This is a genomic window from uncultured Spongiibacter sp., assembly GCF_964011655.1.
Classification (GTDB): Bacteria; Pseudomonadota; Gammaproteobacteria; order Pseudomonadales; family Spongiibacteraceae; genus Spongiibacter; species Spongiibacter marinus.
This window is the reverse complement of the sequence record NZ_CAXGPO010000030.1, coordinates 1-22,531: the sequence shown is the minus strand read 5'-3', so window position 1 is coordinate 22,531 and position 22,531 is coordinate 1. Positions and strand designations below refer to the sequence as shown.

Sequence of the window (22,531 nt, the reverse complement as noted above, 5' to 3'; positions counted from 1 at the left end):
TAGTGTGTGCGCTCAGTAGGCGCGTCGGCTGCCGGTAAAGGGCTGTCCGCGCCCCTATTCCAGCACCTGAAATTTAGACTGCAGGCATCTCGTCAGCCATTTCACGGAGTTTGTTCTTGGCGACCTTCTCCAGGGTTGCACGCGGAAACTCGTCGACAAAGTACACAGCGCGCGGCACTTTAAAGTCTGCCATATTGGCTTTGCAGTGATCGATGATGGCCTGGGCGAACGCGTCTTCGTCCTCTGGCGCGCCCCAACCCTTAATAACGAAGGCAACCGGCACCATGTCCAGCATATCGTGAGACTTAGCAACCACCGCCACTTCGCCGACGCCGCCGCCGGGAACCTGCATGACAACCTCTTCCACTTGGCGGGCTGAGACGTTTTCGCCACCGACTTTCAGGGCATCTTTATCCCGGTCGGTAAAGTAGAAGTGGCCTTCATCGCCGACGTGAACCATATCACCGGTTTTGAACCAGCCGTTTTCAGTGAACGACTTGTCCATGGCTTCCTGGTTTTTGTAATACTCCAGGAAGATGTTTACGCCGCGTACCCCGTGTACCCACAGCTCACCGATTTCGCCTTTTTTACAGGGCTCGCCGGTTTCGGGGTTAACCACCGCCAAGTGATAGCCCGGCGTCGGTTTACCAATACTGCCCTGCGGCCACTCTTGCACGAAGTCTGAGCGCGTTGCGTGGGTAACGGTTTCTGTCATGCCCCAGCTAGCAAAAGGCTTGGCCTTCAACCAACCTTCAATTTCCTTCCAGATAATACCCATCGGCATCACTTTCAGGCTGTGCTCTTCAGGCACGGCCTGGGCACCAATTGCCTTAAAGACGAAGGGAATCATTGAGCAGTGAGTCACTTGGTGTTTGTCGATAATTTCCCAGAACCGGCTGGCAGAAAACTTGGGTAACAACACTGCGGTGCCGCCCACACCCAATGAGCCCCAGAATGCCCAGCTCTGACAGTTCACGTGAAAGAACGGCAGGAAACCCAGGTAGACGCTGTCACGGTCCATATTCATGCTCTGTGAGCCCATGGTGCCAGACCACAGGGCATTGGCATGAGTGTGCACTACTGCCTTCGGAAGTGATGTCGTTCCAGAGGTAAACATAATCCCCGCTGGCAGCATGGGCTCGGCTGGGCGCTCGGGCACGGTGCTGGCATCGCCATACAGGGTTTCGAATAGCTGTTCGTCGTGCTGCTGGTCCGCCTCTGCGGCTTCGCCGGAGTTGTCTTCAGTAACAATCAGCCACTGGATATTTTTGGCGTTGTTCTTAATTTCCTGCACGAACTTCGGCTGAGTGATAACCCCGACTGCCTCGGTGTGCGCAGCAAAGTACTCAATTTCGCCGCCCACACAGCGGGTGTTGGTGGTCACACCCACCGCACCCAATTTGGCACAGGCATACCATGCCAATACCATCTCTGGGCAGTTCTCGGCGTGAATCATAACCTTGTCGTGCTTGCGCACGCCCTTGGCGTAGAGACCCGCAGCGATTTTGCTGGTTTCTTCGTCAAAGGCCTTGTAGCTCCAGCTGCGCTCTTCGCCCGAACGCGGCTCCCAAATCATAAAGGGGTGATCAGGCCGCACTTCGGCCCAGTGCCGCAGGCGCTGCGGAATATCCTGATCGGCAAAATCAAACTGCGCGGCGGCGGCCGCCACGTTCAGGTCAACACTCATAGCCACTCCTTTATCATCGTTAGGCATTCGATTGGCGTATAACTGAGCCCGATGTTACCGAGCTGCCAAGACCTTCTCTATGACAAAAACACTCACTCCACTGACATTTTGAACAGCCGCAGCCAGCGAACTGCCGCCGCCGATTTTCCCGGCGTTCTCTGTTAAAATGCCGCTTTTGATTTTAGAGCCCGAATTATGAGCCTCAGCCCTACCCTGGACCTTGCCATCGACCTTATCCAGCGCCCCTCGGTTACCCCTGAGGACGAGGGCTGCCAAGCGCTAATGATGGCGCGTCTTGCCGCCATTGGCTTTCATTGCGAGCCGCTGCGATTTGGCGAGGTTGACAACTTTTGGGCGGTGCGCGGCAACGAGGGCCCGCTGCTGTGCTTTGCCGGCCATACCGATGTGGTGCCAACCGGCCCCGAGAGCGACTGGCAAACACCCCCGTTTGAGCCAGAGATCAGCGGCGGTATGCTGCGCGGTCGTGGCGCCGCCGATATGAAAGGCAGCTTGGCGGCTATGGTAACTGCCTGCGAACGCTTTGTGAGTGAACACCCCGACCACCGCGGTCGCATTGCCTTTTTGATTACCAGCGACGAAGAGGGCCCGGCAAAAAACGGCACTGTAAAAGTGGTTGAGTGGTTGGCGTCTCAGGGCGAAAAAATTGACTGGTGTGTTGTCGGCGAGCCCTCTTCGACCGACGCGGTGGGCGACGTGATCAAAAACGGCCGTCGCGGCTCCCTTGGCGCCGTGCTGAAAGTCAGGGGTATTCAGGGCCATGTGGCCTACCCCCATCTGGCGAAAAACCCCATCCACCTTGCGGCGCCGGCACTTGCCGAACTGGCTGCTGAGCAGTGGGATGAGGGCAACGACTTCTTCCCCGCGACGTCTTTTCAAATTTCAAATATCAACGGCGGCACCGGCGCGACCAATGTGATTCCCGGCGAGCTTGAGGTGGTTTTCAACTTTCGTTTTTCTACCGAGTTGACGGCAGACATACTCCAGCAGCGCACTGAGGCCATCCTGGAAAAACACGGCTTAGACTACGCACTCGAGTGGAACCTGAGCGGTCAGCCTTTCTTAACGTCGGAAGGCCCACTCGTGGAAGCGGCACAAAACGCGATACGCCGCGTCACCGGTCGCGACACGGTATTGTCGACCGCCGGTGGCACTTCAGACGGGCGTTTTATCGCCCCAACCGGTGCACAAGTTGTGGAACTCGGCCCCGTTAACGCGACGATTCACAAGGTGGATGAATGCGTGAATGCTGAAGACCTTAACCAGCTCAGCGCTATGTATCAGGCAATGATGGATGACCTGCTGGCGCGTTAATTATTGCCAAAGGCCTTTATCGGGTAGACATCAAAGCGCACGGCCTTGCCGGTCACCGCAAATTGCGGCCTGCCCCTGGCTCCCAAGGCGCTGAGCGCCGGGCCATCGATAATCGGCGCTTTTGGCGGGCGCTTTACCACCACGCGGTGGCGGGCAACCGCCAGCGCCGCGGCGAGTAAGGCGTCGTCATCGTCGTCTTTGCCAACCAAATGATGGAACAGACGCATTTCTTTTTTCACCAGCGCAGACTTGCCCGAGTCGGGAAACATCGGATCCACATACACCACATCCGGGGCCTGATCAGCACTACCCAGGCAACGGCTCAATCGCTCGATAGCACTGCCTTCGTGCAACGTCATACGCTGTACAAAGCCCGCCACATCAGGGTCTTGTGCCGCCCGCTTAAGCCCGTCGGTAAGCAGCGCGGCTACCACAGGGTGACGCTCGCACATCTCGACCGACGCACCGTAGGTTGCCAGTAGGAAGCTGTCGCGCCCAAGCCCTGCCGTCGCGTCGATCACCCGCAAGCCTTCGCGGCGCCCGCCAATCGCTTTTAATAACAGCTCTTTGCCGCGGTGACGCGTTCGCCACTGCTGAGAAAAATCGACATACACCGGGTGTTCGCGAGCACTGGGCGCCAGGCCCAAACTCAAACAGCCCTGGTAGTCATAGAGGTATTGCTGATCGGCAACTGCCGAGAATTGTGTGGTGCATTCTAATGACAAGGCACGCGCCAAGGCATCGAGTTGCGGGTTGCCCTGGCTAACCACCTGCGGGGGACGCACGACGGTAGACGCTCCCGTCGCCATTTTTTTTCTCGTCATTGTTATGGAGTCTGCCGCTCTGGTCCGCGATTATCTGAGCGGCGATTGTACCGTGGCTCTCGGCTCTGCGCCTAGCGCGTCACCTCTGGCATTAACGAATAGTCCAGCCACCGTCGATGACCATTTCCTGGCCGGTCATATTTCGCGCCGCATCACTGAGCAAGAAATTCATCGCGCCGCACAGCTCATCCATGTCGATGAAGCTCTTTTTGGGCATTGGCTCGAGCATAATTTTATTGATCACCTCATCCTCGGAAATACCGTGCGCCAGCGCCTGACTGCTGATTTGCTTTTGCACCAGCGCCGTCTTTACGTAGGACGGGCACAGGGTGTTAATGGTGATATCACAATCTGCGGTTTCCAGCGCGACGGTTTTGGAAAAGCCCAACAAACCGTGCTTGGCCGCCACGTACGCGCTCTTATGGGGCGACGCCACCAGCGAGTGGATGGAGCCCACATTGACGATACGGCCAAAGTTTCGCGCTCGCATACTCGGTAATACGGCGCGACTCAGCAGGGCTGGGCCGACCAATAAAATCTCTGTTAACAATTTCCAGCGGTCGACGGGAAAGTCCTCCAAGGAGGCCACGTGTTGAATGCCCGCATTATTAATGAGTACATCGACGCCGCCCCATTCGTTCTCCAAACGCGATACCGCACCGCTGATGTGCTCTTGGTTGGTAACATCCAGTGGCAGGGCCAATACCTCAGCCGCCGCCCCGTTCAGTGACTGCGCAGCGCTAGTAACCGCTTGTTCGTCAGCGTCAGTTAGGCAAACTCGAAAGCCTTGTTTCGATAGATCAGCCGCAAGGGCCAGCCCAATGCCGCTGGCCGCGCCGGTAACTAACGCTGTTTTATGTCGCATGTTTGCCTCATATATTTGAATTATTGGGGGGTTCGCTCTTCACCACATACCGCGCGAAAGCCCGCGGCCATAAAGGGAATCATTCGGTCGTAGGCGGCATCAAAATCCGACGACAAGCACTTGCCACCCGACAAGCGGTCTATACGACCGGTCTGCGCTAGGGTTAGCGCCAGGGCACCCGATACATAGTGATAACACCAGTGCAGGTCTTCGTCCCGCGCCGTTGGGAAAATCTGCCGCAGCGCGGCAATGAAATCGCCCACGTGTTTATCAAAGGTGTTTTCCATCATTTCCCGGCTCCACACCGGCGATGTCATTACGTAGGCGAGCAGCGCCATGTAGTTTTTCCAGCCCGGATCACCGCTCTCCTGAGCCAGCTTTAGCGGCAACAAAAATGCCTCGATTACCTGCTCTAAGCGCTGCGGTTCGCCATCGGTAAACTGCTCCTGCAGTACCTGACGGCGGGTACTTCCAAGGTGCTCTGCACGGCGATCAAACACCGCGTAGAAAACATCTAACTTCTTGCCGAAGTGGTAATTGGCCAATGCAACATCCACCTTTGCACCAGTGGAAATTTGCCGCATGGTGACGCCATCATAGCCGTGGCGGGCAAAGAGCTCCTCTGCCACGTCCAGTATTCGCTCGCTCTTCACCGCATTTGTTTTTCTTGTCATTGTGCCACCCAGTTTTTCTAACACTGCAAATTGCCCGCTGCAGTGTTCGCGTTTGCTTGTGATGTAGACAGTGTTTTGCCACCGCTTGTATATTCAACGCTTGTTGAATATAGTGGCTCACCAATAAATAAAATACAAGGCGGATGGTACATGATATCGACAGAGGTCTTTAAATATGTGCTGACTGGTGGCTATGTTGCACTGGTCTACTGGCTCTCCTGGATAGGCATGCGCCGCACGCAGGACATTAGCGGCTTCGCCATCGGCAACAAAGATATGAGCCCCTATATCATCGGCATTACGCTTGCAGCCTCGATCGCCTCCACGGCGACCTTTGTTATCAACCCCGGCTTTGTTTATGTGCACGGCGTTTCTGCCTATATGCACTACGCCGTCGCGGGGTCGGCCGGCATTCTTAGCGCATTCTTGGTCTTGTCACGCGGCTTCTTGCGCCTTGGCGAAGAGAAGCAGGCACTGACGCTTCCAGACTGGATATACCACCGCTACCAACACCGCGGCTTCAGCCTGTTTTTCGCCTTTATTAATTTATTATCGGTGAGCTTCGTGGTGCTTATTCTGGTCGGTTGCAGTCTGTTAATGACGGGCATCTTCCCTATCGAGCAAAAGCCAGCGTTGGTCATTGTGTTGCTGTTTGTATTCTCTTATGTGCTGATGGGCGGCACCTATGCCCACGCCTACACCAACACCTTGCAAGGCATAATGATGATCGTGGTCACCCTGCTGCTATTCGCCCAGGGCGCGGACTATTTCAACGGCGATTTCTTATCTTCGCTGCGCGATATTGGCGAAGGCTACGCCGCGGTAATGAACACCGACAGCAATCTTTACTACGATTTTTTCTCGGTTTTCGGCGCGGGTTTTATCATTACCTTTGCACTGATGTTGCAGCCACATATTCTCACTAAAGTGCTGTATTTACGCAGCGAAGCGGACATCGGCAAATTCATTGGCACCACGGTTGTGGTCGGCACGCTGTTCACGCTTATTCTCATGGTCGGCCTTTACGCGCGACTCGACGGCTTGGAGATCAGCGCGCAAGACACCGTCGTTCGCGAATACCTGTTGCATCAATTTAGTGGCAGTGTGATCGGCGAGCTGACATTGACGTTTATTTTTATCACCCTGCTCGCTGCTGGAATGAGTACCCTCGACGGCATTCTTGTCTCGCTCTCTGCAATGGTGGTCAATGATATTGTCTCCCCGCTGAGCAAAAACCGCAGCAAGGGCCTGGCCTGGTCCCGCTGGACCCTGATTATGGTGGGAATCATTGGCTTAACCCTCGCCTGGAATCCACCTCCCTTAATCGGTTTATTCGCCCAGAAAGGTGTTTATGGTTTAGCGGCAGCGTCACTCGTGCCGATGCTATTTGGCGTGTTGTTTCGCGGCAGTTTACCGCTATCGTTGATTGCCAGCGCGTCGATCAGCGCGCTGCTTATCCACTTTTACCTCAACCTCTTTGGTGGCATTGCCAACCCCGCCGTGTCGGCGAGCTATGCCATTTTAACGTCCATCGCCTACGTGCTACTCGGCCTGGCTTACTTACGTATTCGCAACGCAAAAAACTAACTGGCCTCGCACAGCGCGGCATACATAAGGAGAAAATTCATTTGACTTTTCAACAATCGTTGAATAACGTCGAAACTGAATTCAACAAACGTTGAACAACAACGACCTATACAAATCAGTCGGAGCCAAGAAAGCGACTACCCTAAAATATTCAAGCCACAGGTGTTTCTATGATAAGTATAAAAAGTGACAAAAAGCCCCTCGCCGCCCTCATCGCCTTGTGCAGTGTTGCCGGTATTCATCAATCGGCGCTGGCCCAGCAGGCCGTCGCCCTGGAAGAAGTACTGGTTACCGCGCAAAAGCGTGAACAGAACCTCCAAGAGGTACCGGTATCGATCACCTCGCTCAATGCACTGGAGCTGGAAAACAAGGGAATTACTTCAGTTACCGAACTGGAGAAAAATGTCCCCAACACGCAAATGCGCGCCAGCCGCGCCACCAACTCCACACTCACTGCGTATATTCGCGGCGTGGGCCAACAGGATCCGCTGTGGGGGTTTGAACCCGGTGTCGGCGTGTATGTCGACGATGTTTACTACGCTCGCCCACAGGCAGCCGTGCTAGATGTCTTCGACGTTGAACGCATAGAAGTGCTGCGCGGCCCGCAAGGGACCCTGTATGGCAAAAACACCGTAGGCGGCGCGATCAAGTACATCACTCGCAGAATGACGGGCGATGCCGAAGCGAAGATCACCACTGCCGTTGGCGCCTACAACCAACGCGACATGACGCTGTCTGCACAGCTGCCAATTCTCGACGAACAGCTCTATGTCGGTGCGGCTATAGCGAAACTCACTCGCGACGGTTTTGGCGACGTTGATACCGGCTATGACATCAACACCGGCACCTATAGCAGCAGCCAGGAAAACTATAACAAGGATGTGCTTGTCGCACGCCTGAGCGCGGAATACACGCCAAGTGACCGGCTGTTTATTCGCGTCGCCGGCGATCGCACCGATGACAACAGCAACCAGCGCTGCGGTTCACAGTCCAGCCCCACCGCCCTGACGCACCCCGCCAACGGCCAGCCGTTTGAAAGCTCGAGCAACCCCTACGACGGCGCCTGCGGCACCACTCATAAATCCAATGTGGAGAACAGCGGCTTCTCCTTAACCGCCGAGTACGACTTGTCTGACAACGTGGTGGTGAAGTACATCTACGCCAACCGCGAGGGTGAAACCCAGCAGTTCATCGACTTTGACGGCACCCCGCTGGACGCCTTCGACGTACCCGCCAAGTACAGCGATGAGCAGGAGTCCCACGAGCTGCAATTTAACTACGGCAGCGGCCGTCTGGCCTTCGTCGGTGGCCTCTATTATTTCACCGGCAACTCAGCCGGTGCCTTCGACGTGGTACTCAATGGACTCGGCGGCACCCCATACATGGATGGCGACCACTACGATCTGGCGATCGGCGGTGATGTGGATACCACCAGCACCTCGGTCTACGCCAATGTGAACTATGACCTCAGCGACAGCCTGACCCTAACGGCCGGTATGCGCTGGACCAATGACGAAAAGAACTCAAACATTCAGCGCCTGGCGTATAACACCACTAACTCCTTCCCCTATAGCACGCAGCAGGGCTCCGGCTTTACCCACGGTGACCCGGCCAACGACACCCTGCTGGCAACCTTTACCGACATCAGCGATAAAGACGCCGACAAAGACTGGAATGAGATTAGCCCCAGTATCAAGCTCGACTGGCAGATGAACGATGCCGTGATGTTCTATGTGAGCTATGCCGAAGGCTTTAAATCCGGCGGTTTTGATATGCGCGGCGACGCCAGCAAAAACCCGGATATCGCCAAAGGCTACGACCCGGAAACCGTTGAGACCTGGGAACTCGGTGTTAAATCACAGCTGTGGAATGACCGCATTCGCCTTAATGCCACCGTTTTCGATATGGCCTATGAAGACATGCAACTCACGGTGCAGACGGCCCAACCCGCACCGGTATTCTTCTCTTCTGACGTTGTGAACGCCGGTACCGCCGAGATACGCGGTGCAGAACTGGAGTCACTGCTGCAAATTACCGATGGCCTGAGCAGCTCTCTCGCACTGGGATACATGAATGCCGAGCTCACCGAGGTGCAATCGGGCGGACAGGATGTTTCCGACAGCTGGGAAATGCTCAATGCACCCAACTGGACGGGCCAGTTTGCGCTGAATTATGAGAAGGACCTTGGCAACGCCGGTCGTATCGCCTTGAACAGCGCCCTGTCTTACCGCGATGCATCGCGCAACTTCAACAACGTTGAGTGCAGCTGCGACCAGGACGAGTCCTATACCCTGCTCGACGCCAGTGCCAACTGGTACTCCGCCGACGAGCATTGGACGGTGAGTGTGTTTGTGAAAAACATCGAAGACAAGGAATACAAAACCGGTGGCTACAACCTCGCCTCAGGCGAGCTGGCATTCTACGGCGCGCCGCGCACCTGGACTGCCAGCGTCAGCTACGCCTTCTAATACGCGCCCCGTTGCCCGGAGCCAGACACGTTGGCTGCCTCCGGGCCTTTTTACTCTATGAGCTAGCAATTATGTCTAAAAACTATAAAGACTATTGGTATACCAGTAGCGACGGACTGAAACTGTATGCGAGGGAATATGGCGATGAAAACGCAGACAGTATCATTTGTATTCCGGGACTAACGCGAAGCTCAGCAGACTTTGCCCTGCTGTGCGAGGAGCTCTCGTCACACTACCACCTGCTCGCCGTTGACCTGCGCGGTCGCGGCCGCTCTGACTACGACAGCAACCCAGACAACTACCAACCCGCCACCTATGCCGCCGATGTACTGGCGCTGATGGACGCCAAGCAATTGGACAGGGTGAAGCTGATCGGCACGTCGCTGGGCGGGCTAACCTCGATGATATTGTGCGCAACATCGGGTGCGCGCATCCGTGGTGCGGTGATCAACGACATCGGCCCCGAAGCCAACCCCGAAGGCATTGCCCGTATTAAGGCCTATGTCTGTGCAAGTCCACCACCGGTCACCACCTGGCAGGAGGCTGTGCAGCGTACCCGCGATACGCAACAACGTGAGTACCCGCTATTTAATGATGAAGACTGGCAAACCTTTACCCGCAACCTTTACGTGGAAAACAGCGACGGCCAGCCGGTATTGAACTACGACCCCAACATTGCCGTCCCCCTGCAAGCGGACAGCGACGGCATCCCCCCTGACCTGTGGCCCCTGTTTGAGGCCGCCGCCGCTAAGCCAATGTTACTGTTGCGCGGCGAGTTGTCAGACTTGCTCAGCCGCGACTGTGTGGCGCGCATGCAAGCCATTAAACCCGATATTCACGTCTTGGAGGTCGCCAATACCGGGCACGCACCCCTGCTAACCGAAACCGAATCGCTCACGGCCATTCGCGCGTTTTTGGCAGAGCAATAGGCTTAGCCACCCGGCAACCTATGCTATCGGTTCGCCGGCCAGGGCATTGCCTGCGGCAACGCGGACAGCGCCGCGGCCTCGGCGGCGCAATCATTGGCACTCACCGCACCAGCGGATCGCAGGGCGACAAGCTCTTTACGCGCGGCTGCCAGAGCCTGCGTAAATTCAGGGTTATTGTGAAGCGCGGCGACCGCTGCTGCACCGACCGCCCGCCCCTCTAGAACATCGCTTTGCCAATGCACATTGCACACCACCCGGCTCTGGCCAAAGGCGCGCCCCCTGGCCAAAATCGCGTCCTGTCGCTCGGGCGCTAGCTCGGCGAGAATCAGCGCCCAGGCCCAGCCCAGCGCCGCGTGCCCCGAGGGAAAAGAACCATCCTTCCTCAGGTAATTTTCTTGTTCAGGGGTACAGCTGGCCTGGCCATTCACCATAAAGGGACGCTGGCGCTGATAGTGATTCTTCGCTGCGTAGGTCGCAAAGCCCGCATCGGTCAGGCTGCGGCGAAGCAAGCGATAAAGCTGAGGGGTTTGTTCGGTGTTGATGGGTAAATCCAGGGCGCAGGAAAAAACGTCTGCGGCGGCGGGAAAGCGCAACTCTGCGTCGCGGCGCGCCTGTTGCCAGCGCGGTGATTCGCGCAGCGTCAACACCTGTTCATTGATCGCCCGGTCCAGGGCTTCTGCCGCGCTGCCTTGGGTGGGCGGCGGCGACACCAAGGCCAGACTATTCGGCACCGCCTGCGGTGATAAATAGCCCTGCAAAATCCCGGGCCGAAGCTCCGCTACGGGCGCCAGCGAAGGCGCTGTGGTGGCCGGTGAGCAGGCGGCAAAAAAAGGCAGTACAAACACCAGCGCGGCAGCGCGGCGGAGGCAGCTAAATCGCTTCATGGGCAGTTCCTGTTGTTATTATTGGCAGTGGGGCAGACCCCACCACCAACGCTACGCCATCATGCCCAATCGCGCCATTGCCATTTTGTCATTAAGCCGCTGAACGCTCCAACATATCAGTGATTCGCCGCAAGGCTGGCAACAGCATTTTTTGCAATAATTCGGCGTCATCGCGTGGCTGCAGCGCCTGCGCGAAGCAGTCCAGCCATTGCTGACTGTGTCGGGGTGCCAGCCCCAGGCCCCGGTGCGCCGCGGTAATGCACATACTGCCGTTGCGCTCGGCATACACGGGGGGCCCGCCCATCCAGCTGATCAGGTACAGACTCAGCTGCTCGCTTACCGGACCGAGATCCGGCGTGTGCATGGCGCGAATTTCTTCATAGGCTGGCTCACTGTCCATCAAGCGATAGAACTCGGCAACAACATCGCGAATACCTCGTTCACCCAAAATCTCGTATGGCGTCTGCATGGCAGCCTCACTCAAAGGAAGAAGTCCGTATTCGGCTGTCCCAGCATGGTAGCGCCCAAATTGCGGCCAAACTTGAAGGGGTTATTCGCAACGTGTTGGCGACCAGCATTAATATCCAACCACGCGCGATTAAGCGGGTGACCGCAGAAAATTCCCTGCGCGCCACAGGCGATGAAAAGCTCATTCACGGCATCGGCGCACTTGCGGGAGATACTGGCAGCGTGGAAACGGCGCTGAATGCGTTGCTCAATGGCGGGCGTGTCACCGGCCTCGGCGGTATTCACAAAATACGCCAGATCATCTTTGAGCATTACCCGGCACTCGGTAATTGCCGACACGGCATTGGCCAGTGCCATTTGCACATTGGGGTCTTTGGCTGCGCGTGCACCATCGTTCAAACCAACGCGATTGCGATTCACCTCAACGTAGCTGTCTACCACACCCTGCAAGGCACCAATGGACGAGCAGGCAACCGCGCGAGTGAAAATCTGGCCGAAGGGCAAGCGGAAAATAGCATTGGTGTTTTCCTTACAACCCGGATTGTCGCCGCTAAAACCGTCCGCACTGCGGTGAGTGCGGTACTCAGGTACAAACACCGGTTCTTTGATCACGATGTCGTTCGAGCCCGTTCCCTGAAGGCCGCTCACATCCCAGTTATCGACGATGTCATAGTCGCCCAACGGCACCAAAAAGGTCCGGTAATCAGGGGCTTCACCGTCGGCCGCGGGTGGCACCATGCCCCCCAAAAACGCCCACTTACAGTGTTTGGAACCCGAGGAAAAACCCCAGTGTCCAGAGAGCATATACCCTCCTTCGACACGTTTTACCTTACCCACTGGCATATATGAGGACGAGATCAACGTGGAATCGTCGTCGCCCCACACATCTTGCTGTGCGCGGTCGTCAAACATACCCAGCTGCCAATTGTGGATAGCGACTACGCCCAGTACCCACGCGGTCGACATGCAGCCCTCGGCAAGAGTTTGCTGCACATCAAAAAATTGCTGGGGAGGAAGCTCATAGCCGCCGTAGCGGGCGGGCTGCATAATCTTGAAAAATCCGCTGCGCTGCATCTCGGCAATGGTGGCATCCGGCAGGCGACCCAGTGACGCTGCCTCGCCTTGACGCTCAAGCAGGGCGGGAACCATGGCGCGGGCGTCGAGCAACAGCTGTTTACTACGGTTAAAATCACTCATTATTTTCTACCTCAATTCTTGCTAGTTGTCGGCGTGCTGCCAGTGATGGCCCCACTGTGAGGGGCGCGTACTAAAGGTGGGGCGGTAGTGCTGCCAATCCAGCTGCAATCCGCCGCAGCCAAACTCAATCGCAAAACCGCCTGGGCTATTTACATACACCGATACCATCTGGTCGTTGCAGTGTTTGCCCAGCGACGCGGCCACACCAACGTTGTGGCTGCGGCAACGGTCCATAAACAGTCCCAGTTGATCGAGGTCGGGCACCTCAAACATCAGGTGCACACAGCCACTCGCCGCCGGATTCGGATCTTGGTAAATGGCCAGGCTGTGGTGCCGGGGGTTATCGACATGAAGAAAGTGCAGGCCCTGCTCGCCCAGCTGCATGGAATCGGTAAACTCAAAACCCAGCAGCCTGTGATAAAAATCGATACAGGCGTCGAACTCTCGGGTTGGCAACACATAGTGCCCCAGCCCCATGTCGCCGTTGAAGCCGGTTTCAAACGCTGGCACGCCGACCTCGCTTTGCAAGGCTAAACAGTCCAGCGCGCAGCTTTTCACCAGTTCAACTCGCTGACCGCTGGGGTCGTTAAGGGCCAGTCCGTCACGTATTTTGCGCTGCGCACATGCCGCCTCGCTTAGGCGGCTGACGTGCACGCCCTGCTCGGCCAAACGTGTACTCAGTGCCTCCAAGTCCTCATCGGCGGCCAGCTCCCAACCCGCTGTATGAAAGCGCTCACGCTCGCCGTGCACGACAGCCACTCGCCAGCAGTAAGCGTCCATTTTATAGAGGTCCCAGTCCGCCGAGCGACCCGCCGCCTGCAGGCCAACAACCTGCGTGAGAAAGTGCGCCCACTGGGCGGTGTCACGGGTCTCGATCAGCACATAACCGAGAGCGTTAATGCGTGTCAGTGACATTACTCTGACCCCGCCTGAGCGTGGGGATACTTGATTCGCGTTTCGTGCTCTTTCAGCGCGGTGATGTTATCCGAGATGTCCGCAACGTCCATGTAGAACTGGCTGTACCACTTGCGCAGCATATTAATCGGGCCGTCGCCGTCGCACATTAGTGGGTTATCAATGCGAACTTTGTTGTTCCAAATTTCAACGTCCTGCACGAAGGAGTCGACCGACATCTGCGTGTAGGCCTGCACTAAGGCGGTATTTTCCTCTTCACTCAGGCTGGGGTCTTTCTTAACCATGACGCCTAAGCGAATGATGAACTCCTCCATGTTTACCGGCACGTGGCTCACCAGCAGGTGGGTCGTGACTTCGCGCCCGTCCATCGAACCGACCATGGTGGTGGTCATATACGCGGGCCCTTCGTAGGTCGCAACGGAGGTAAAGCCTTGGCCCTCGTCGGCCAGAATATCGTGACCACCCGACATCACCTGCGTGTAGGTGTGCCCGTCTTGAATGTTTTTGAAGGTCTGCACTTGGGAGTAGTGAACAGGGCCAAAGTGCGCCATATCGGCCATGTTATCGACCAGCTCACGGCAGTTGGAGTGAATGGTAAATTCGGCAATATTCCAATCGGACCACTCGCCAGAAAAATAATCACTGTTGCGGCGTGGACGCTGCTCGGGAATGGGTGGGTGACCCTCCGGGTCGTGCCAGACAAAGGCGAGGCCGTTTTCTTCCATAACCGGCATCGAGGGAATCACTGCTTTCGGGGGAATGCGGTCGGCATAGGGGATATCGTCACAGACCCCATCGCCACCCCAGCTCCACTCATGGAAGGGGCAGCGCAGCGAGTTTCCGCACACTTTGCCACGGCTCAAGTCCGCCCCCATATGCGGGCAATACGAGCCGACGACAAATAGCTCGCCGCTCTCCTCTCCCCGAAACGCAACCCATTTACTGCCAAAATAATTTAATGCCGTAGGCTTGCTGCCAAAACTGCTGGCTTTACCCAGACAATGCCAGCCCCTCGCGTAGCGCTCTGGCAGGGGCTTGGTTTCGATGATGTAGGGTTCGCGCAGGGGCTTATTCATGGCGGCTGTCCTCTGTGTTCGCTGTTGTCACCACTTGTGACAACTCATGGCACACAGAGTAAGGGGCGCCCCGCTACTGGAATTTGATATAGATCAACGGCGCTCAGCTGCCCATCCGAATGGACGACCTCCAAAAAGACGAGTCGAACACCGCCTATTCTGGGGCGATCAGGCTGATCGCACCGCGGATGTCTCCCACCGCATAGCCCGTCGCACGGTCTTGGGGATAGCGTTCAGACAAGGCTTTTACTACCGGTGGCGCCAAATTGCTGCCGTGGCAATTCAGGCATAAACCTTCCACGCCTTGCGCCTTCATAAAGCGATAGCGACCATCCTGCCATTGGCCATCGTTTAGCGCCGCGACCGCCTCTCCCTCAGCCTTACGCCGCTCAAAGTCTTCGAGCACGCCGCGCTCATAGGCGTCGGGCACCGCATTGGGGTTGCGCGCTTTGAGGCTGACTCGCTTAACTGTCCAACCCGTGTCCTGGCTAATTTGCGCGGCAATGGCCGGTGCAATATCCGCACATACGTTGATGGCATGGGCAAAGCCTCCCGACTTCACTGCTGCCTGCAACTGCGGCTTCAAGGTGGCACCAAAGCGCTTCACGATAGGCAGGGCCTGCGCTTGCATTTCAGCAGCACTGGGCTGGGACGGTTGCTGGGGCTCGGCGATGGCCGATACGGCAAGAGAGCCAGCGAGTATGGCGATGAGGGATGTTTTAATAGACATAGACGCGCTCCGAGGTGACATGCCCCACCATTATCGCCGTTTAGGCGAGCAAGTGGGCGGGACATATCGTCGCAGTGACGCCAGAGCTACCAGTTAAAGCGCAGCGATCCGTATACCTGGCGTCCAGGGTTTTGCTGAGCATAGTAGGTTCCCGGGAACAGCACCGAGTCTATCACCTGATTCTGAGTGCGCTCATCGCTCGCATTCTTCACACCCACCGTGGCACTCCACCACTCATCTGCGCTGGCAAGCGACAGGCGTAAATTAAGCTTGGTGTTAGCAGGTACACGGGTGTTGTCGTCGAGGTCGACATCGGTGTATTGCTCACCTTGGTGGATGATATCCGCCGCGATATTCACACTGAAGGCATCGCCCAGCGTAAAGTGCAGGCTGGGGCTCAGTGTCGCGCTCACTTCGGGGGCAAAGGCGATACGCTCGCCACTGAGGTCCTGGCGCTGATCAATGCCATCCGTGACCGGCGCGGGCGCGCCTTGATACTCGTCGTAGCGCGCATCAAGCAAACCCAACGACCCCGACATTGACAGCGGCTCCCAGGGCGTCAGCCACTGCCAATCCACCTCCAGGCCCTGCGAGGTTGCCGTAGCGGCATTACTAACGTCGAAAAACACGCCATTAAATGCCAGGACCTGTAGGTCCTCAAACTCGGTGCGGTACAAGGTGGCATTCACGCTGAGACTGCGGTCGAAGAAACGCCCCTTGATTCCCAGCTCCGCCGTGGTTGCATTTTCGTCGTCGAATTCAATGTCTTCGCCGGTGAACGAGATAGCATTGAAACCGCCGCTTTTAAAACCGCGACTCACGGTTGCAAAGACATTGGTTTCTTCGCTCAGGTAGTACATAACAGAAAGTTTGGGCGACACGTCGCGTTCGTTGCGCTCTAGCCCACGCTTGTTGTAGTCCTGGGTATCCAGTAACAGCGGCGTGACACAGGCCAACGCGGGCAGCATGGTGGTACTGCTACAGGCCGACTCTCCCAAACTATCAATGCGCTTGTCTTCGCGATTAAAGCGCAGCCCCGGTGTCACCACCCAGTTATCGCCAAGGCTCAAACTGAATTGACCAAACAGCGCCAGCGACTCGGTGTTTTGCAAGTAGTGAAAACGGAAATGGTCGTCGGTGGTTGTTTGCGCCAGTAGTCGTAGCGCGGGCAGCAAAATCGCATCACTGCCTGCCATTTGTTGGGCGTCGTCGGTTCCCAGCCAGCTGCCGATGTCATCCCCTAATTGGAGCTTGGCATTAAGTTCGTAGTCCGACTCGAAGTAGAACAATCCAGCGACAAACTGCAGGTCATTCCCCAAGCCAAACAAGCTTTCGGCGTTACCCGTAAAGCGCCATTCCAAGGTATCCTGACGGTAGTCCTCACGGTTAAACAAGGTGAGCAGATCTGCCGGTGAAACATCCATATCCTGGTCTTGCTCAACAAAAAAATCGCTGCGCCCCAACACGGCAACCATATTCAAGTCGCGCAGTGCGCCAACTTCGCCAAAGCTGTATGACAACTTGGCGCTGTAGGTTGTTGACCCTTTCTCCAGCTCGCCGTCTCGGTTCATGCTAGTGGTGAAGTCTTCCGGGTCATCTTCAATATTGGCATCAAAGTCGGCCAGATAGTCGCGCGTATCCGCATCCAGTGCTTTTAGCTGCTTCGGCCAATAGGCCATTTCGGTTTGTGACTCCAGCGCAATGAGCTCGATCTCCATGGCGTCGCTGGGAACAAATAGCAGTTTTAAGCGCTGAGCATCCTGCTCAGAAGCCTCTTGGTCGCGCCCGCTAAACTGATTATGCAATTGGCCGTCGCGCTGGGTATCCATCGCGGCAAAACGAAGGCCAAACCAATCGTTGACCATGCCCCCGGCACCCACCTCTACTCGCTGTTCACCAAACTCGCCTGCGCGCAGCTCGGCGTTGGCGCTGAACGCCTCGGTGACGGGGCGGCTGAATACGTTGAAAACACCTGACACGGTATTCTTACCAAACAGCGTGCCCTGTGGGCCACGTAACACTTCAACGCGACCGACATCAAACATACCTTCGGTAAAATAACCGGCCCGCCCCATAAACAGCTCGTCTTGCACCAGCCCCACGGAGCTTTCAAAACTCGGGTTAAAGGTATTGGTACCGAAACCGCGTATAAAAATCTGCGGAGAACCGGGGTCGTTATCGTCCATGCGAACATTGGGAATAAAAACCGACAGCTCCTGCAAATCGCCGATTGCGGCATCCTGCATAAACTCGCCGTCGACAGCGGTCACCGAAATAGGCACGTCCTGCAGACTCTGCTCGGTTTTTTGCGCGGTGATAATCACCTCTTCCAAGACCCGCGACTGAGCCTGCACGACGCCAGCCGAGGCAATACCAACCATACACAGCAGAGGGCGAATAAATGCGGATTTCATCAATAATTTCCTTATTAGCAGCAGCTAGCTAAGCGGTTTAGCACGCCGTATTAGTCGCGCATGCGCGTCCCAAAAACAGAGGCCAGATGACCATTCAAAAAGCGCCCATCGGGATCGAGTTCTTCACGCAGCGCCGTAAAGTCCTGCCACTGGGGATATAGCTTGGAAAGCTGCGCCGCATTCAGACTATGCAGTTTCCCCCAGTGCGGGCGGCCCTCATACTTCCAGAATATGGGCTCAACCGCGGCAAAGAAATTGTGGTAGTCCAGCTCGTAAGACTGGTGCACAGAGATGGCACAGCCGTCGCGACCGCTGAACATTGACAGCGGTATATCATCGGCCTTGATATAGCGGTACTCCAGCGGCAAAAAGCTGTTCAAGTTCTTCTTGCGCACCAGTGCCATGATCTCTCGCAAGCAATCCGGGCCAGCCTCGGCGGGCACGGTATACTCCATTTCGTTAAACCGCTGATCGCGCACATTGGCAAACACCTTGTATGACTGGTCGATCACGTCGGGAAAATCCATCTGCTTAGCCAGCGTATTCACCAGCGATGCCCGAGCATTCGGAAAGCCCCCTGCGTATTTATGCACATTGCGCAACAAGCTCACTTTGTCGCCATCACCACCGCCCTCTTTGGGCAGCGTGTTCGGATCGTTAGTTTCGTTCAGTGTCACGCACAGCGAAACATCCGAATGCAGTATGGGAATAAACTCAAAGCGATCATTCTCTTTGCGCAAGCGGTCTACATCTTCGAGCAGTTCGTTGGTGTCCTGCACCCAGGTTTGCTCATGTACGCGGAACGGTTGCCGGTTTTTCATGCGAATGCGGGTAATTACCCCCAAGGCGCCCAACGAAACGCGAGCGGCGGAAAAAATCTCGGGATTATTTTCCGCATCGCAATCGAGTACGTCACCACTGGCGGTAATTAAGCGCAGACCGCTGACATACGCCGAATAGGAACCGTAGTCGATGCCGGTTCCATGGGTAGACGTTGCAATGGCTCCCGCCAGCGTTTGGTAATCGATATCCGCCATATTGACCAGCGCCTGCCCCGCCTCATGCAGGGGCTGCCCCATCTGCGACATGGGCGTTCCCGCCCAAAATTCCGCCTCCAGGGTGTCGGGGTTATGGCCGATCATGCCCGTCAGTTGCGCCAGTGACACCAGCGTGCCATCGGTCGGAACCAACGCAGAGAAGGAGTGGGAGGCCCCAACCGGGCGCACCACGCCGCGGCTGTTTTCCAGCAAGTCGGCAATGGCCGCTTCGCTGGTGGGCGCGACCCGTTGCGCGGGAATACAGCGCTGGCCACCGGACCAGTTCGACCACGGAATCAGTCTTCGACGCCGCGCGGCTGCCGATACGGGGCTCCAACTTGTCACCGCACCCAAGGCGGCGGCCGTTGAGAGTTGCTTAAGAACGGTTCTGCGAGTAACAGCCACGACTATTCCCCCTGTACACCAGCCATCAGTTCGATCAGTGCGACAAAGTCATCCTCTGAGCACTGGGGACACATGCCCATCGGCGGCATGGAATTAAAACCATCTATGCTGTGATCCAACAGGGTGTCCATCCCCTTGGCCATTCGCGGCGCCCAGGCCTGGACATCACCACTGATCGGTGCGCCGGTACCGGCAACACCGTGGCAATTCATGCAGGAGCTTTCGTAGGTACGGCGCAACACCGGGTCGTTAATTTGTAGCGCTGCAATCGGTGCGGCTGCCTCGGCGGCACTTTCACCCGTTTCTGAACTGCAGGCAACCAGGCCGGAAAAACCGGCAAGCAGCAGCAATGCGATACGTTTTTTCATTGTTTTTTCCTCTTAGTCCGCCGGGGTGCTCGCCAGCGCGTCAAACGTTTTGCGACATTACCGGCCACTGGTCGATGATTTTGCCACCGCGCAGTACCAGTAGATCGCCAAATTCAAGTAGTACACTCTCGCTAATCATCGGCCTTAAGAACACGTGGTCATCCACCTGCAAATTGGTTGCCGGGGAGCCATTGACGATTTCTTGGTTGGCGCTGTGGCCAAAGTTAGCGTTGAATTGCAGCCCCTGCGGCGCTTCGTAGTCTGCGCGCCAATAGCCGCCATAAACGAAATACGTCTGGCGCTGATTGACATCCCACCACGAGAAAATAGCCGACTTATCGTCCAGTGCAGGCAGGCGAATTGGCCCTTCTGCCTTGAGCACCGGCGTGGCAATAAACGCCGCGGGGCGATGCCCTTCCAGGGTGGCAAGATCATAGTGGCTGGGCTTGAGCAGCGCCGTTCCCACACTCACTTCGGTACTCAATGATTCCCGTTCGTGCAGGCGATAACTCGGACTGCCGCCAGTATTTAAGGTAAGACTGCCCTGCCACATCGCCGGGTAGCGTTGCCGGGCGAGGTCAACATAGTGCTGATAGCTTGCCATGGCTTTATCGAGCAGCTCCTCGGGGCTCCCCAAAATACCCGGCACCCCCGCGCCAACATGGGCGTCGTAACCCATAAAGCCGCTAAAGGTCAGTTGCTCGGGGTGAGCGTGGATCAGGTCGAGAATAGCAATCAGCGCCTCATCACTATCAACACCACCGCGGTGAAGGCCAACGTCGATCTCAACGTTTACCAACATGGAGGTGCCCAAACGGTTTGCCAGCTCTAGGTATTGTTGCAAACGCTGTGGGGTATCTATTAACCACTGCAGCTGGCGAGAGGGGTCAAAACTACCGCGATGGCGCGCGTAAAATTCCTCGGCCGACTTAACCGGCAATGGCTTACCCAGCAGTAGATCAGCGTCGGGGATATTTCGTGCATCGTGATTTAAAAAGGGTTGGTGGAAACTCATGAATCGCTTACTCCCCGACTTAGCTGACACATAGTCAAGGAGCTTCATGCTGGGCAGTGACTTTTCTACAATGCGATAGTGCTTGCCGGTTTTGGCCAGACTGTCGGTGACCAAGGCCAGGTTATAGTCAACGCGATCCAGGTCTATCACCATCACCGGGCGCATAGGACCATTGCGCTGTAACTCGTCGTTAAGGCGGCGAAAATAGGCGTTATAAGGCTCGCCGTTGTCACCGGGGCGCAACCACAAGCCGCCCAGCCCTGCCGCCATTGTGGCGCCAGCGGCCGCTAATACCCGGCGGCGCTTCATAGCCTGCCTTCCTGAAATTGCCCGAACGTCCACACTGCGTTCATTATTATCATTGCCTCTCCGTTGCTGGCTGCACAAGGGGTAGTTAGTGCATAGCATAGCTCGCTCTGACAAGGGCATCTTGACCTTAATGCCTGGAAATTGACCCAACTGTCCACGGTTGGCAGATGATCAGCGCGCCGGACTGTAGTACCTTAAGGCAACGATTCACAGTTCACACACGCCAAACCATGCACAAGGCCAGCCCAGACAACGATGCAATGCAGTACACCGTTGCGGTGCACTTCCTGCGATTGCTCACCGATTACTGCGACGCCAACGGTCTGCCTGCCTCAAAGCTACTGGAAAGCCACGGCCTGCCTGTTGAACTGCTGGAACAACCCGAAAAACGCATCCCCTACCTCTGTTATGCAAGCATGCTCGACAGTGCCGCAGCGCAGTTGCGCGACCCGCACCTGGGCTTGCATATGGGCCAGTTCGTGCGGCCAGGACATGTGGGGGTGGGTGCGCTGGCGCAGTTCGCCTGCGCCAATGTGGAACAGCAGGTACAGCGCTTAGTGCGTTACTCGGGTTTAGACTACGACGCTTTCCGGGACGAGGTGGTGCACGAAAACGGCGATGTTGTGCTGCGCTGGCATTGTCTGTTGCCGCCGGAAATCGCCCTTAGCCACCACCATGCCGAGCTCAACTTCGCCGTTGTCAAAACCCTTGCTCCTCAGTTTACCGGCAGCGATATTCGCGCCACGTGGATCCGGTTTCGGCATCCAGCCCCCGAAGACAGCGAAGAATTGCAACGCTTCTTCGGCTGCCCGGTATATTTCGATGCCGACGTCGACAGCCTCGCCTTCCCGGAGGCGGCACTGGACTTGCCGATACAAATGGCCAATGTTCAGGCGCTGGCCATGCTCGACAACATTTGTGAACAACAACTGAAGCAGCTAAGCCGGGCGCAGCCGCCGCAATGGCTGAAAGATTGCAAACGCAGCATTGCCGAGCAACTGCATAAAGGCACCCCGGACCTAAGCCACATCGCACAGAAACTGGAGGTCAGCCCACGCAAGCTGCGGCGCCTGCTGGCTGAGCAAGAGTTGAGCTTTCGGCAATTGATCGACGAACTGCGTCAAACCCTGGCCGAGCAGTATATGGCTGACCCGGAACTGAGCCTGGCGGATGTCGCAGCACTGCTGGGGTTCTCAGAGCAAAGCGCATTCCAGCGCGCCTATCGCCGCTGGACAGGCGAGTCACCGGGGAAAAGTCGCCGCTCGGCGCGCAGTGAATAAGCCCGGGCGTGTGCTAGGGCCTGTTCACACTAATCCAATTGTCACTGCTGGAGGTCATTTTTGCCTC

At 56.6% G+C, this 22,531-nt stretch carries 19 protein-coding genes; 5 read left to right on the top strand and 14 right to left on the bottom strand.

The features are described 5' to 3' along the window. Positions 1–73 precede the first annotated feature (73 nt). The gene (locus tag ABNS66_RS12460) at positions 74–1,687 is read right to left on the bottom strand and encodes an AMP-binding protein (RefSeq protein WP_286840050.1); all 1,614 of its coding nucleotides are present in this window, start codon (positions 1,685–1,687) and stop codon (positions 74–76) included. A gap of 195 nt (positions 1,688–1,882) precedes the next feature. On the opposite strand from ABNS66_RS12460, the gene dapE reads away from it, so the two are divergent. Beyond that, complete coding sequence (dapE, locus tag ABNS66_RS12455; protein WP_286840048.1) at positions 1,883–3,019, top strand: succinyl-diaminopimelate desuccinylase; 1,137 nt, start codon at positions 1,883–1,885, stop codon at positions 3,017–3,019. On the opposite strand, the gene ABNS66_RS12450 is transcribed toward dapE, so the two are convergent. The 3 genes from ABNS66_RS12450 to ABNS66_RS12440 all read right to left on the bottom strand — a co-directional run bounded on the left by ABNS66_RS12450 (position 3,016) and on the right by ABNS66_RS12440 (position 5,382). Further along, the gene (locus tag ABNS66_RS12450; RefSeq protein ID WP_348655339.1) at positions 3,016–3,828 is read right to left on the bottom strand and encodes a class I SAM-dependent methyltransferase; all 813 of its coding nucleotides are present in this window, start codon (positions 3,826–3,828) and stop codon (positions 3,016–3,018) included. The genes dapE and ABNS66_RS12450 overlap by 4 nt on opposite strands. 106 nt (positions 3,829–3,934) lie before the next feature. Then, positions 3,935–4,708, bottom strand: a complete 774-nt coding sequence (locus tag ABNS66_RS12445; RefSeq protein WP_027873586.1) for a 3-hydroxybutyrate dehydrogenase — start codon at positions 4,706–4,708, stop codon at positions 3,935–3,937. Between the two features lie 20 nt (positions 4,709–4,728). After that, entirely contained in the window at positions 4,729–5,382 is a 654-nt protein-coding gene (locus ABNS66_RS12440; RefSeq protein ID WP_286840046.1) for a TetR/AcrR family transcriptional regulator, read from the bottom strand. A gap of 150 nt (positions 5,383–5,532) precedes the next feature. On the opposite strand from ABNS66_RS12440, the gene ABNS66_RS12435 reads away from it, so the two are divergent. From ABNS66_RS12435 to ABNS66_RS12425, 3 genes are all read left to right on the top strand, one after another. Further along, a complete protein-coding gene (locus ABNS66_RS12435; RefSeq protein ID WP_286840044.1) occupies positions 5,533–6,969 on the top strand; it encodes a sodium:solute symporter family protein in 1,437 nt (478 codons plus the stop codon). 170 nt (positions 6,970–7,139) lie between these two features. Continuing rightward, the gene (locus tag ABNS66_RS12430) at positions 7,140–9,437 is read left to right on the top strand and encodes a TonB-dependent receptor (protein WP_286840043.1); all 2,298 of its coding nucleotides are present in this window, start codon (positions 7,140–7,142) and stop codon (positions 9,435–9,437) included. A gap of 71 nt (positions 9,438–9,508) precedes the next feature. Further along, complete coding sequence (locus ABNS66_RS12425) at positions 9,509–10,366, top strand: alpha/beta hydrolase (protein ID WP_286840041.1); 858 nt, start codon at positions 9,509–9,511, stop codon at positions 10,364–10,366. A gap of 23 nt (positions 10,367–10,389) precedes the next feature. Here the strand turns inward: ABNS66_RS12425 and ABNS66_RS12420 are convergent, their stop codons facing one another. The 10 genes from ABNS66_RS12420 to ABNS66_RS12375 form a co-directional block, all read right to left on the bottom strand. Next, positions 10,390–11,250 carry a phosphatase PAP2 family protein gene (locus ABNS66_RS12420; RefSeq protein ID WP_286840039.1) on the bottom strand — a complete coding sequence of 287 codons (861 nt, stop codon included), beginning with the start codon at positions 11,248–11,250 and terminating at the stop codon, positions 10,390–10,392. A gap of 91 nt (positions 11,251–11,341) precedes the next feature. Continuing rightward, positions 11,342–11,719, bottom strand: coding sequence for a globin (locus ABNS66_RS12415; RefSeq protein WP_286840038.1), 378 nt, complete (start codon positions 11,717–11,719; stop codon positions 11,342–11,344). An 11-nt stretch (positions 11,720–11,730) separates the two neighbouring features. After that, positions 11,731–12,915, bottom strand: coding sequence for an acyl-CoA dehydrogenase family protein (locus ABNS66_RS12410; protein ID WP_286840037.1), 1,185 nt, complete (start codon positions 12,913–12,915; stop codon positions 11,731–11,733). A gap of 21 nt (positions 12,916–12,936) precedes the next feature. Further along, on the bottom strand, positions 12,937–13,830 hold the full coding sequence (locus tag ABNS66_RS12405; RefSeq protein ID WP_286840036.1) for a VOC family protein: 894 nt from the start codon (positions 13,828–13,830) through the stop codon (positions 12,937–12,939). Then, positions 13,830–14,906, bottom strand: coding sequence for a Rieske 2Fe-2S domain-containing protein (locus tag ABNS66_RS12400; RefSeq protein WP_286840035.1), 1,077 nt, complete (start codon positions 14,904–14,906; stop codon positions 13,830–13,832). The genes ABNS66_RS12405 and ABNS66_RS12400 overlap by 1 nt, the downstream gene beginning before the upstream one ends. A gap of 154 nt (positions 14,907–15,060) precedes the next feature. Further along, complete coding sequence (locus ABNS66_RS12395; RefSeq protein WP_286840034.1) at positions 15,061–15,636, bottom strand: DUF3365 domain-containing protein; 576 nt, start codon at positions 15,634–15,636, stop codon at positions 15,061–15,063. An 86-nt stretch (positions 15,637–15,722) separates the two neighbouring features. After that, a complete protein-coding gene (locus ABNS66_RS12390; RefSeq protein WP_286840033.1) occupies positions 15,723–18,050 on the bottom strand; it encodes a TonB-dependent receptor in 2,328 nt (775 codons plus the stop codon). Positions 18,051–18,100: 50 nt separating this feature from the next. Then, positions 18,101–19,492 (bottom strand): D-arabinono-1,4-lactone oxidase, encoded by a 1,392-nt coding sequence (locus ABNS66_RS12385; RefSeq protein WP_204995969.1) that lies wholly within the window; start codon positions 19,490–19,492, stop codon positions 18,101–18,103. A gap of 2 nt (positions 19,493–19,494) precedes the next feature. Beyond that, the gene (locus ABNS66_RS12380; RefSeq protein WP_286840031.1) at positions 19,495–19,860 is read right to left on the bottom strand and encodes a c-type cytochrome; all 366 of its coding nucleotides are present in this window, start codon (positions 19,858–19,860) and stop codon (positions 19,495–19,497) included. Positions 19,861–19,900: 40 nt separating this feature from the next. Beyond that, on the bottom strand, positions 19,901–21,184 hold the full coding sequence (locus ABNS66_RS12375; RefSeq protein ID WP_286840028.1) for a DSD1 family PLP-dependent enzyme: 1,284 nt from the start codon (positions 21,182–21,184) through the stop codon (positions 19,901–19,903). 230 nt (positions 21,185–21,414) lie between these two features. On the opposite strand from ABNS66_RS12375, the gene ABNS66_RS12370 reads away from it, so the two are divergent. After that, positions 21,415–22,464 (top strand): AraC family transcriptional regulator, encoded by a 1,050-nt coding sequence (locus tag ABNS66_RS12370; RefSeq protein ID WP_286840025.1) that lies wholly within the window; start codon positions 21,415–21,417, stop codon positions 22,462–22,464. Positions 22,465–22,531 lie beyond the last annotated feature (67 nt).

What these genes read in the sequence shown, in the direction of transcription:
- ABNS66_RS12460 (WP_286840050.1), bottom strand. Translation starts at nt 1,687, where the DNA reads ATGAGTGTTGACCTGAACGTGGCGGCCGCCGCCGCGCAGTTTGATTTT.
- dapE (WP_286840048.1), top strand. Translation starts at nt 1,883, where the DNA reads ATGAGCCTCAGCCCTACCCTGGACCTTGCCATCGACCTTATCCAGCGC.
- ABNS66_RS12450 (WP_348655339.1), bottom strand. Translation starts at nt 3,828, where the DNA reads ATGGCGACGGGAGCGTCTACCGTCGTGCGTCCCCCGCAGGTGGTTAGC.
- ABNS66_RS12445 (WP_027873586.1), bottom strand. Translation starts at nt 4,708, where the DNA reads ATGCGACATAAAACAGCGTTAGTTACCGGCGCGGCCAGCGGCATTGGG.
- ABNS66_RS12440 (WP_286840046.1), bottom strand. Translation starts at nt 5,382, where the DNA reads ATGACAAGAAAAACAAATGCGGTGAAGAGCGAGCGAATACTGGACGTG.
- ABNS66_RS12435 (WP_286840044.1), top strand. Translation starts at nt 5,533, where the DNA reads ATGATATCGACAGAGGTCTTTAAATATGTGCTGACTGGTGGCTATGTT.
- ABNS66_RS12430 (WP_286840043.1), top strand. Translation starts at nt 7,140, where the DNA reads ATGATAAGTATAAAAAGTGACAAAAAGCCCCTCGCCGCCCTCATCGCC.
- ABNS66_RS12425 (WP_286840041.1), top strand. Translation starts at nt 9,509, where the DNA reads ATGTCTAAAAACTATAAAGACTATTGGTATACCAGTAGCGACGGACTG.
- ABNS66_RS12420 (WP_286840039.1), bottom strand. Translation starts at nt 11,250, where the DNA reads ATGAAGCGATTTAGCTGCCTCCGCCGCGCTGCCGCGCTGGTGTTTGTA.
- ABNS66_RS12415 (WP_286840038.1), bottom strand. Translation starts at nt 11,719, where the DNA reads ATGCAGACGCCATACGAGATTTTGGGTGAACGAGGTATTCGCGATGTT.
- ABNS66_RS12410 (WP_286840037.1), bottom strand. Translation starts at nt 12,915, where the DNA reads ATGAGTGATTTTAACCGTAGTAAACAGCTGTTGCTCGACGCCCGCGCC.
- ABNS66_RS12405 (WP_286840036.1), bottom strand. Translation starts at nt 13,830, where the DNA reads ATGTCACTGACACGCATTAACGCTCTCGGTTATGTGCTGATCGAGACC.
- ABNS66_RS12400 (WP_286840035.1), bottom strand. Translation starts at nt 14,906, where the DNA reads ATGAATAAGCCCCTGCGCGAACCCTACATCATCGAAACCAAGCCCCTG.
- ABNS66_RS12395 (WP_286840034.1), bottom strand. Translation starts at nt 15,636, where the DNA reads ATGTCTATTAAAACATCCCTCATCGCCATACTCGCTGGCTCTCTTGCC.
- ABNS66_RS12390 (WP_286840033.1), bottom strand. Translation starts at nt 18,050, where the DNA reads ATGAAATCCGCATTTATTCGCCCTCTGCTGTGTATGGTTGGTATTGCC.
- ABNS66_RS12380 (WP_286840031.1), bottom strand. Translation starts at nt 19,860, where the DNA reads ATGAAAAAACGTATCGCATTGCTGCTGCTTGCCGGTTTTTCCGGCCTG.
- ABNS66_RS12375 (WP_286840028.1), bottom strand. Translation starts at nt 21,184, where the DNA reads ATGAAGCGCCGCCGGGTATTAGCGGCCGCTGGCGCCACAATGGCGGCA.
- ABNS66_RS12370 (WP_286840025.1), top strand. Translation starts at nt 21,415, where the DNA reads ATGCACAAGGCCAGCCCAGACAACGATGCAATGCAGTACACCGTTGCG.